The following is a 10,805-nucleotide window of genomic DNA, read 5'->3' on the forward strand; positions in this document are numbered from 1 at the left end:
AATCAGCAATAGTTGTCTTTTACATATGCCACTACCAGCATTGCCTTGCCTTCACCATCATAACGGCAGGTATAGGTGTCAGTTCCGGCAGGAATAACGAATGTTTCTGCATACTGAAACCGCTGTGTGCTGTTGCCCGCGCTCACTTCCAGTTGCCGTCCTTCCACCAGCATACAGATATGGCATTGTCCGTTGGTGCGTATACGTACCTCTCCGGAAAATTCATAACGGTCCACGGTATAAAAATGTTCCTGATGGGTGGGCAGTTGCCATTTTTTTCCCTGCGTCCATTCTTCCTGCAACTGAGGCTGTGATATTAATGTAGCAGGTACTGTTTCGCCCTTCCTGTCAAAGTACAGGTTCTCAAATGCCCGGTCCAGGTGGATAGGACGGGGGCGGCCATTAAGGTCTGTACGCAGCCAGTCGTACATCTTGAAGGTAAAGATGTAAGGGGTGCTGCTGATCTCCAGTACCATATTGTTTTTTCCGGAGGCGTGTACAGTACCGTTGGGAATGAGGAACAGATCATGCTTGCGGGCGGAGAACTGTTGCACATATTTTTCAACCGGCAGGGGGACGTTATTAGTCAATGCCTCCTGCAGTGCACTTTTGAAAGCTTCGGGTTGTATATCTTCCTGGAAGCCGAGGTATACCTGTGCATCCGGTTCACAGTCCAGGATATAGTATGTTTCGTCTTGTGTAAAGTCTTCACCGAAATGTGTACGGGTATATTCCGGCCGTGGGTGACACTGAACAGAGAGGTTCCCGCCGTTGAAAGTGTCGAGGAAGTCGAAGCGGATGGGGAAGGCGGTGCCAAAGCGTTGTGCTGCTTTCCCGAGCAGTTGCCGGTTGTTGTGAAACAGCAGCATATCGAAGGAGATCTCCAGCAGCTTGTTATCGCCTTCCAGCACTAAGCCGTTTTCGGGCGTGATGAGTTCAAAGGACCAGGCATAGTTTACTTCGTCAGGATTGAGGCCGGAGAGATTTTTTTTCATCCACTCGCCGCCCCATACGCCGGCTTCAAACCAGGGCCGGGCGCGGAAAGGCTTGGTGAGCATATCGTCGAGGGCTGCACGAAGATGAGTGCCCTGCATCCAGGTGATCGTATCCGGGCGCTGACCATCGATGATAATGTCGAGCTGTGGCAGCAGAGTCTGTTTGTGTTTGTTTAAAGCAGGCCAGTCGGCGAAGTAACAGCGTTTATACGTGTGCGTAGGTGTACCTATATTAGTAATGCTACCGGCCCGGAGACGGTATTGGATTTCGTTTTTAGGAACGTCGATATAGAGCGTTCGGCCTTTGATGCCGGTAAGGGCCGCGCCGGTGCCATAGATGATATGCACACCAGGTGTATCATCAGGATTTATCAGGGATAGTTTTTCTGCATCAAAAAAATCAGACAGACTGCCTTCGAACCTTTTGCCAAATACAGGGTCTGCGGTGCCGGAATAATCCTGCAGCATGGTGGTAATCACCTCAGGCGATTGCAGGCATACAGCGCTGTGGTACCAATACACCGGCCGGTTGAGCTGGAGCAGCGCCTGGTGCAGGCCTGACCGGAATTGCTCCCATAGCACCCCATCGTAGCCATCTATAATAATGGTGTGGTCATCTTTGATCAGGGATGCGAGGGAAGCATAACCTTCGTGTACCGGAGAGGAGGCCTGAAAAGAAGGGAATATCGTATAAGTATTATCCCTGGCGGTTTCGCGGCTGACAGGCAGCAGGGGCTGTAGCGTCCGGCGCAGGATATTGTTTTGCGGCGCATGAGTAGCCATGGCCGCACCAGCCAGTATACAGCGTTCTGTTTCCTGACAATAGATGATTTTTAAGGGAAGATCCTGGAGCTGCTTTTCCAGGGCAGCGGAAAACAGTGGATAGGCCCGGGCGATATTACCACCGATCACGAGTTCGGTGCAGCCAAAACCGGCGAGCCAGGGCCGCAGGAAAGTGCCCAGGTTTTCGCCGAAGGTGTTAAATACCGGTTGGGCAATATCTTTATATTCTTCTGCCATTACTTTCACAGAAGTAACAGCGACGGTGGTCTGTTGCCTGAAAGTATCCAGCAGCCAGCGTGTGGAGAAGTAGTCATCCGCCAGACCGTCCTGGAAGAGACAATCATAAAAAGCACCGGAAGGTGGGAGGTCGGGGCCAGCAGCCAGTTCTCCGTTTGCCAGGAACGCTGATCCGAAGCCGGTGCCCAGGGTCAGCAGGACCGTCCTTTCACCGTTGAGCCCCAGTACATGCCGGGCGCCGATAGCAAAACAATGGGCATCGTTGTAAAACTGAACAGGGAGGGCGCCGGTACCGGTGGCGTCCTGTAATGCCTGGCGTACGTGGAGGCCAAACATACGACCGAATTTACCGCCTACTTTAGTGATGGCGCTGATACCCTGCTGATAGTCAAAAGGGCCTGGCATGGCTATCCCGATGCCGCCGACAGGAGTATCTTGTAAAGCGGTGATACAGCTGGCTATCACAGCGATAATTTCCGTTATGCTGCCGTCTGCCCGCAGACTTTTGCTGATGATGCTGCCCGGAAGTGCTCCCGGCTGAGTAGTGTCTACTATACAGGCAGATACATGACTGCCGCCAATGTCGATCGCTATTTTTTTCTTCTCTGATATCATTATTTAATGTTCATATGTTCAAACATAATAAAAGTTTTTGGAGTGACAAATTAAATTAGTGAGCAGGCAGTCCGGCGGTGAATAATTATAGCATCAACTATGAAAGCCACGTCATAGACATGACGTGGCTTTTTTATATTTGGTTTTACGAAGAGAAGAGATAAGAATCAGATATTTGAAATGCTGAAAATACGCTTACCCTTTTGAGGATATTGTATACTTTCTGTAACAGCCGTCTCAACATCTGCTAAACTATGCATTCCTCCTAACGGGGTCTGAAAACCTGGTTGTGAAGAGATGCTGATGATTTCCTTCAGAACGGCAGCGTCGGCAGCTGTTGGCGGGTTGAAGAAATAGCGATATACATGGGATTTGATTTCTGCTCCGCTCATGAGTATATCAAAATTGTGCAATTCAAATTTATCGGGGCTCATCCCTCCATTAATGATCACGCGTCCGCCAAAGGCCATGCTTCGGATCAATTCACCTGTAACAGGTCCGCCAACATTATCGATTACTGCATTAATTCCCTGGTTGTTTGTTATTTGCATGATCCGTTCTTTAATGCCTTCCTGCAGGCTGGAAAGCTCAATAACGGCGTTGGCACCCATGGAAACAAGGTCAATGGTGCTTTGGGCACGGCGTATCAAAGAGATAACATTTATCCCTTTATGTTTTGCAAACTGCATCACCATCAAAGAAACGGCCGAATTTCCGGCAGTAACAGCAAGCCATTGGCCGGCACGTAAGCCTGCCTGATCAATCAGATCCCATGCTGTAATAGGGTTGACTAACTGCGCGGCCAGTTCAACAGGATAATCGATGGGTAAGGGAATCAGCCATTCATCGGGTACAGCTGCATATTCAGCCCAGGTGTTGTAATAGCTGAATGCAACAAATGTTCCTGGTTTTAATTTAACTGTTTTCCCAGCTTTTTCAATAATTCCCGCACCGTGGTTGCCGGCAATTTGTCCCGGGAAAAGCGGTCTTTTAGGCTCCGGATAAAGATTCTGTATGAATAAAAAATCTCCCGGATTAATAGAAGAAGAAACCATCCTCACCAGTACTTCATTATCCTTTATTTCAGGAACAGGAACCTCTCTGAGTTCCAGCACTTCTTCAGGGGAGCCGATCTTGTCAAATACAATTGCTTTCATGACTAATAGTTGGCATTTATTTCGAAGACAATATTATTCCGGATTGGCTAACTTTGACGTGTCTATTTTGACATTTATCATGCAAAAATTGCCACCATGCATTTTGTGATTTATTTGCCAGCTGGGTTTTATTCAGCAATTGCTTCAACATTTACCGAAATTCTACAGGCAATAAATGAGCTCAATGACTCAAGTCAATTTACAATTGAATTTGTTTCATCAAATAAACAAGCTGTATCCAGGTCCGGTATTACTTTTAGCGCAAAAAGCCGGCCCTCCCGGAAAATAGATGTGTTGGTGTTATTAAGTGGTTTGGGTACGGAAGTGATGACAAAGCCGGAACTACTGGAAGAAGAATGGCGTATTGCCAGGCCTTTGATAAACACCGCACAAAAACAACAGGCTATCCTTGCAGCCACCTGCGGCGCATCATACATGCTCGCTGCTTCCGGTTTACTGAATGGTAAACGGGCAACGATTACCTGGTGGCTGAAAAAAGTAGTACAGGAGCGATTCCCCGATGTAAAGTGGGAGCCGGCACGTATTGTGGTTCGTGATAGCCGGATTTATACGAGTGGAGGCGGTTTTTCGGGCCTGGAGCTACTAACCACACTGTTGGCTGATCTCGGCTTTTCAAAACAGGAACGTCATGTACGAAAACTGATGGTTTTACCTTCTTCACGCCAGTTTCAAAGCCCGTATGAATTTTCAATGGATGAACAGACTGGTCAGCTTGAAAAAAAGCTAAATAAACTTTTTAAAGATGATCCCGGCATAAACATTTCAGTCATGGCCAGACAATTGGGGATGTCGCCACGAACAATGGCCCGTAAATTTTCTGATGAACTTCAGATGACGCCCGGAAAGTGGATACAGACAAAGCGGATTGACCTGGCGAAAACATTGCTGGAAGAAACAAAATTGTCAGTTTCCGAAATATGCTATGACATTGGATTTGATGACCCCTCTTCCTTTTCTCGGTTGTTTTCCAAAGTAACAGGTATGGGACCTCTTGAATTCAGAAAACAATTACAACCTCCGGTTGTTCGTAAAATATCCTAGCTTCTTTGTAAATAATGTACTTATATTGTCCAGCATAACAAACCTATGAAACCATACTACAGGCCCGCTGCAATCAAGAATAAAAATGACCGAAATTTCAGTACGGAAAAGGGACTAACCCATTACGCGGATAAGCCATTTACAGGTGTTCAGATCGATATTTTTAAATATACAGAATGGCTGAACGGAAAACTGCATGGAAGGTATGTCACGTTCTATGAGGAAGGTTATCCTAAATGCATCGCTGAATATGAGAACGGAGAACTCAAATGGTATTGTAATTATGATCCCGGTTTCCAATTATCCAACAGACATGGAGCATTCGTTCCCCATATCGTCGATTTTGCTGACCCGGATATCAAGCGGAACCATCCTTACAGTTCAATAGGCTGTATTGATTACAAAAATCAACCCTTTGATGGAATACTGGTCCGGAAATTTGAATATGGTGAATTTAAAGATGCTACTGCAGTAGGGGCGTATTTGGAATTTGACAGTTCCGGACAAATTACTTCAATTGAATACTTCTATGATAATCATGATTGGATCGACAATGGTTTACATGCCAGTGTGAATTACGGCGCCGGCGGTGCTGTGTGCGCTACTTATGAAGAAGAGGATGAAGATCAGCGACTATATACGAATGATGGTAAATTGATGTACGCTGACAGTGTTTATTATTATCGCACTGGTGAGGTGAAATGCCGCCAGTTTTATGGGCAAAAAAGGGATGATAGGATCCTCGCAATGCTTTTTAATAAATCCGGCGATTGCCTGATAGAGCGCTACTCCGTTGATAATTACGATGAGAATTGGTATTATGATGAAGCTTTGCAACGTTCCCTCTATGAGTTTGTAACGAATGAAGCACCGGAATATAATCAGTATAATGGAAGTGTCCATGGGCTCAAACGTGGAGCCCGTGAAGTAGATTTGGCGGTGGCATATCTGACACAATTATATGATTCCGATCCTGAATTGTCTTCTTCCCTGATTAGCTCCATAGAAGCGCATCATGATGATGATGTAAGAGAAAAGATAATGAAATTGAAACAGCAATTGTATATAAAAAAATAGCACTTATTCCGTCATCGACATTGCGGAAAGATTGTAGTAGTTGGAGTAATCCCAAACCTCTTGCATGGCAAGAGGTTTGTTTTTTAGCCTGATTTTTTTATTCATTCCAGGGTGAATGTAGAATACAGTCGCAGAAATTTTTTCGTTGGAATCCTGGTATCATATAAGCACAAACATCGGCTTTAATATTACCGAAAGTTGTATCAGTCTTATGTTCAAAGCCACTGAAAAATGTTGGAATAATCCGCTTCTTGAAATCGGTTCTCGGAAATGCTTTGATAATTTCATGACGATGTTCTTCACTCAAATGTTCATAACCTTCTCCCATAACATCCAGACCAACGCCCGAATACATTAAAGCAACTTCCGGTTCTTTGTATTCAGCGATCCCTATGGTGGTATGAAGCGCTATCGTGTCCCAGACGAGCTGCAGCTGCTCTTTAGGTACGCCATGACTTTTTAGAAAATCCCTGGCGGCATTGGCGCCGTCAACCTCAAATCGCAAATCAGGACTGCTATAATGAGGAACGAGGCCCAGATCATGAAATACGGCGCTTATATATAGCAACTCGGCGTCGTATTTTACATTCAACCTCTTTCCATTCAATGATGAAAAGAGAAATACCCTCAGCGAATGGTTGTAAATAAAGGAAGTGCCGTGTTCCAGCAGCAGCTCCGTAGCTTCGGTGGCTATCTTGCTGTCAGGAATTACAATCCCTGCTACTGATTTTAATTTGGTTACTGACATAGTTTTAAGTTTTAATGCAACAAAGCTAAAATGAAGCTAAGGCATCAGGAATGTCAGAAACCACCGTTTACCTGCCAATATTTACGAAAAGATGGCGATAGTCGGCCGGAGAAACCTGAGTGTTTTTCTTGAAGAAATGACTGAACTGTTCTGGTGTTACGAATGAAAGATCATAGGCGATCTGTTTGATGGGTTTTGCAGAAAATTGAAGTGAACGTTTTGCTTCTGCAATAATATATCCATTGATAATTTCCTTGGCGCCAAAGCCGCTTTTGTGCCTGCATACATCAGAGAGTTTACGGGCCGAAACAGAAAGCGCTCTGGCAAAATCCGCTACTTCGCGGGTATGCATAAACCTGGTGCTGACCAATTGGAGGAATCGCTGATAAAGCTGATTGTCGAAGCTGTTTATTTCACCATCTGATGAAGCCTTAATATTGGCCAGTTTGATCATGATGATCTTTAGATAGGCGGCCATTGCGTCCAGCTTGTTGGGGTAATCATCATTTAAATACTCCTGCATCATCATTTCGCAAACCGGGAGCAGGCTCGTGGCATCGGATGTTTTTAATGACAGTCTTTGATTTAATGTGGTATTGGTAAACAGAACAGCCTTGCAGTTGGATGCACTTGCCGGGGCCCTTTCCCAAAAGCAATCACCAAACAGTATTTCAAACCCATTGAGGCTGCTGGCAGCTGAGAAAGAAAATATCTGTCCTTTGGAAATCAAAAAGATCTCCTGGCCGCTAATAGAATGCCCTGCCTGATCTATTTGTATGATTCCTGTCGCTTTGGAAAGAATAAAGATTCGATGATAGGTAACATGCACAGCCGCTGATTCCCTGATGTCGGTATCAGACAGCCGGGAAATGCTAAATGAATCCCTGATCTCCTTATCAATAATCAGATTTTGTTCCGGATACATGCCCAAATCTAAATTAAATTACTCATTTCCATACAGTAAGAAAGAAAAGACGGGCATCTTTATTGAGCCATACAACAAAGCATATTTGAGCTATACAACAAAATAAATATTTTCTGGTTACCGGAACTTTGTATTGTAAAAAAACAGAAAGAATATGCAAAGTATAACTAAAGGTTACATCAATGGTGCGTTTGTAGCGCTCAACGGAACACAGGTTTTTGATCTGATTAGTCCGACTGGTCACCAGAAGATCGGTGAAGTGACCCTGGGCGATGAAACGGATACCCAAAGGGCAATTGCCGCAGCTAAAGCTGCATTCTCATCATTTTCCCAAACAAGTGTAGCAGAACGCATTGAGATACTGAAAAAATTAAAAGATGCGGTGAGCAAAAGGGAAGATGAACTGGTGGAAGTAATGATCCTCGAATATGGTGGTACCCGTCAGTTCTGCAGGATGAGCATACAAAATGCTATTGCTGCTTTTGATAATATGACGGATACGCTTCGCGATTTTGAATTCCAGCGGAAGGCCGGAAATACGTTGGTACAGTTGACGCCGGTAGGTGTGGTAGGTATCATCACACCCTGGAATTCCAGCAACAGTTTTATTTGCAGTAAGCTGGCAACGGCTATAGCAGCAGGTTGTACGGTGGTGGTAAAACCAAGTGAAATGAGTGCACTGCAAACACAGCTGCTCACCGAATGTTTTCATGAAGCGGGTTTACCCAAAGGCCTTTACAATATGGTGAACGGCCTGGGAAACGTGGTAGGAAACGCTATCACGAACCATCCGGACATTGCTAAAATATCTTTCACCGGCTCTACAGTCACCGGAAAACAGATTGCCAGGTCAGCAGTAGACACCATAAAACGGGTAACGCTGGAGCTGGGCGGTAAATCACCCAATATTATCCTGGATGATGCTGATCTTGAACAGGCGATTCCACAGGCGGTATTCGGGGCTTACATGAATAGCGGACAGGCCTGTATCGCACCTACACGTTTGCTCGTGCCCAAAGCAAAACTGGAAGCAGTAAATCAGATAGCTAAGGCCGCTGCAGCACAGGTAGTAGTAGGCGATCCTGGTAATGAAACCACCAATGTAGGTCCGATGGTGTCCGAAAAACAGTTCGAACGGGTGCAAAGCTATATCCAGGTTGGTTTGAACGAAGGGGCAACCCTGCTGGCAGGCGGCATGGGTAAACCGGAAGGTCTTGAAAACGGGAATTTCGTTAAAGCAACCATCTTTACCAATGTCCGGAACGATATGCGTATTGCGCAGGAAGAAATTTTCGGTCCGGTGTTGTCTATTATTCCATACGAAAATGAGGAGGATGCCATTGCTATTGCCAATGATACCACTTATGGGTTGGCGGCCTATATTACTTCTGCAGACCAGGACCGGGCGCTGCATGTCGCTTCCCGGATCGATGCCGGAAGGGTTTGCATCAATGGATTCAAACATGACCCTATGGCGCCGTTTGGCGGTTTCAAACAGTCCGGACTAGGAAGAGAGTTTGGCGCGTATGGATTGGAAGAATACCTGGAACCCAAATCTATCCTGATATAAGCGGCAAGTTAAAAAGTTTTATATTTTTGAACATTGCCTGGGTTCTCACTTGGGCAATGTTTTTATAAGATCAGCAAATTGTATGACTGAAAATAATAACTATATCAACTATTCCTGTCACCTTACCGCGTTTAGGGAGGGTGAGCAGTTTGTTTTACATCACAGTTTGCTGATGATTATTTCGGGAGAAATGGAACTGAATGATGGAACCGAACGAAGAGTGTTGGGAAAAGGGGATGTATGTCTTGTGAGAAAAAATCACCTGCTGAAGTTTGTAAAGAATCCAACGGAAAATGAAGAATTCAAATCCTTGTCCATGCAGTTTGATGAAGAATTACTCAAACAGGTCAGTGCACAGGAAGGGTTTCAGCTGGAAGAAAAACTAAAAACGCCGGCATTTATAGATCTGTCTGGAGTGCAGCACCTGCGCTATTTTATGGAATCACTGCTGCAATATCAGGAGCTATTGGAAAACAAGGCCCCCCAATTGCTGGAACTAAAACAGCGGGAGGCGCTTATGTTATTGTTTGTTCATCGCCAGGATTTAAAAAGCGTATTGTTTGATTTTTCGGAGCCGCATAAAATTAATCTCGAAGAATTTATGCAGAAGAATTATCACTTCAATGTGAGGCTGGAACGTTTTGCCTATCTTACCGGTCGTAGCCTGGCCACTTTTAAACGGGATTTTCAGAAGATATTTCAGGCATCACCCCGCAGCTGGCTGCAGCAACGCCGTTTGCAGGAAGCCTATTTCCTGATCACTCAAAAACGACAACGCCCTAATGATATCTATCTGGATCTGGGCTTCGAGGATTTATCGCATTTTTCTTTTGCCTTCAAGAAACTGTTCGGCCAGTCACCTTCAGAATTATTAAAAGCGTGAACAACGTTAAATTGTAGGAGTGTCTGAATTATCATGATAAGTATAGATCTCTCCTGGTATACTAACCATTGTTATGGTCATGATTTCATCTAAGTAAATACTGCCATTTTCTGCTGTAAGGAAAAGTATCGAAGGGAAAGCTAGTTGGTTCCCGGGTAAAAAACGGTAATAAAGAGGTGTGGCACTATTTACTTTTTCTTTTTTCCTTTGATGTTATAAACAATCAATAGCACACTGCTATTGATTGTTTTCTTTAGAAGAATACATATTAAGCTTTTATTTTTCTAAAGATACAATGTGTTTGTTGTTTCTATTTCTAACTATTTTAAGCATCGTGTATATAAAAGCGAAATGTTGTTTCCTTTCGTCTAAGAGTTTTGGTCATTTCATATTTATTTGCTTATTTTACCCGTACAAATTTTTTAATGCAGTGAACTGATGTCACTTTGAGAGGATTCCAGAAGAGATGTTCCTATGAAACCAGACTATGCTATGCTCACTTAACATGTAATATGTCAGTTTCCCAAATGAAACGGTTTTTGTTTGTGAGATAACGAAAGTGCAGTGATTGTCTGTAATTCATTAATACCCTTTTTAAGTGATGGTTTGTTATTAATTATACACCTAAACTGGTTGGACCACCAGAATAAATAAGCGTTTCTTTTTGTTGCCAACAATACCCCCCTGATTGGCATTCCTATTATTAGTGTAGCGTATTTAGATTGCCCGATTCCATTAGTGAAAAAAAAGTAC

General features: G+C 44.3%; 8 protein-coding genes. 4 read left to right on the plus strand and 4 right to left on the minus strand.

Annotated features, from left to right (window positions below; genetic code table 11):
• Positions 1-2: 2 nt before the first annotated feature.
• Both DF182_RS29210 and DF182_RS29215 read right to left on the minus strand, forming a co-directional pair.
• Positions 3-2,630 (minus strand): ROK family protein, encoded by a 2,628-nt coding sequence (locus DF182_RS29210; RefSeq protein ID WP_113619287.1) that lies wholly within the window; start codon positions 2,628-2,630, stop codon positions 3-5.
• 167 nt (positions 2,631-2,797) lie between these two features.
• The gene (locus DF182_RS29215; RefSeq protein WP_113619288.1) at positions 2,798-3,787 is read right to left on the minus strand and encodes a quinone oxidoreductase family protein; all 990 of its coding nucleotides are present in this window, start codon (positions 3,785-3,787) and stop codon (positions 2,798-2,800) included.
• 96 nt (positions 3,788-3,883) lie between these two features.
• Here DF182_RS29215 and DF182_RS29220 point away from each other — a divergent pair, with 96 nt between their 5' ends.
• Positions 3,884-4,849: a GlxA family transcriptional regulator gene (locus tag DF182_RS29220; protein WP_113619289.1), complete on the plus strand. Its 966-nt coding sequence runs from the start codon at positions 3,884-3,886 to the stop codon at positions 4,847-4,849.
• A 45-nt stretch (positions 4,850-4,894) separates the two neighbouring features.
• Positions 4,895-5,926, plus strand: coding sequence for a hypothetical protein (locus DF182_RS29225; RefSeq protein WP_113619290.1), 1,032 nt, complete (start codon positions 4,895-4,897; stop codon positions 5,924-5,926).
• Positions 5,927-6,023: 97 nt separating this feature from the next.
• Here DF182_RS29225 and DF182_RS29230 read toward each other — a convergent pair whose 3' ends face one another.
• Together DF182_RS29230 and DF182_RS29235 are read right to left on the minus strand one after the other, a co-directional pair.
• Positions 6,024-6,674, minus strand: a complete 651-nt coding sequence (locus DF182_RS29230; protein ID WP_113619291.1) for an HD domain-containing protein — start codon at positions 6,672-6,674, stop codon at positions 6,024-6,026.
• Between the two features lie 67 nt (positions 6,675-6,741).
• A complete protein-coding gene (locus DF182_RS29235) occupies positions 6,742-7,599 on the minus strand; it encodes a helix-turn-helix domain-containing protein (protein WP_113619292.1) in 858 nt (285 codons plus the stop codon).
• Between the two features lie 154 nt (positions 7,600-7,753).
• Between DF182_RS29235 and DF182_RS29240 the strand changes: the two genes are divergently transcribed.
• Both DF182_RS29240 and DF182_RS29245 read left to right on the plus strand, forming a co-directional pair.
• Positions 7,754-9,169: an aldehyde dehydrogenase family protein gene (locus DF182_RS29240; protein ID WP_113619293.1), complete on the plus strand. Its 1,416-nt coding sequence runs from the start codon at positions 7,754-7,756 to the stop codon at positions 9,167-9,169.
• A gap of 82 nt (positions 9,170-9,251) precedes the next feature.
• Complete coding sequence (locus tag DF182_RS29245; RefSeq protein ID WP_113619294.1) at positions 9,252-10,052, plus strand: helix-turn-helix domain-containing protein; 801 nt, start codon at positions 9,252-9,254, stop codon at positions 10,050-10,052.
• The last annotated feature ends 753 nt before the right edge of the window (positions 10,053-10,805 follow it).

It is taken from the genome of Chitinophaga flava, from assembly GCF_003308995.1.
Lineage (GTDB): Bacteria > Bacteroidota > Bacteroidia > Chitinophagales > Chitinophagaceae > Chitinophaga > Chitinophaga flava.

Excerpts from the sequence above, each read along its gene's own strand:
- DF182_RS29210 (WP_113619287.1), bottom strand. The coding sequence starts at position 2,630 with ATGATATCAGAGAAGAAAAAAATAGCGATCGACATTGGCGGCAGTCAT.
- DF182_RS29215 (WP_113619288.1), bottom strand. The coding sequence starts at position 3,787 with ATGAAAGCAATTGTATTTGACAAGATCGGCTCCCCTGAAGAAGTGCTG.
- DF182_RS29220 (WP_113619289.1), top strand. The coding sequence starts at position 3,884 with ATGCATTTTGTGATTTATTTGCCAGCTGGGTTTTATTCAGCAATTGCT.
- DF182_RS29225 (WP_113619290.1), top strand. The coding sequence starts at position 4,895 with ATGAAACCATACTACAGGCCCGCTGCAATCAAGAATAAAAATGACCGA.
- DF182_RS29230 (WP_113619291.1), bottom strand. The coding sequence starts at position 6,674 with ATGTCAGTAACCAAATTAAAATCAGTAGCAGGGATTGTAATTCCTGAC.
- DF182_RS29235 (WP_113619292.1), bottom strand. The coding sequence starts at position 7,599 with ATGTATCCGGAACAAAATCTGATTATTGATAAGGAGATCAGGGATTCA.
- DF182_RS29240 (WP_113619293.1), top strand. The coding sequence starts at position 7,754 with ATGCAAAGTATAACTAAAGGTTACATCAATGGTGCGTTTGTAGCGCTC.
- DF182_RS29245 (WP_113619294.1), top strand. The coding sequence starts at position 9,252 with ATGACTGAAAATAATAACTATATCAACTATTCCTGTCACCTTACCGCG.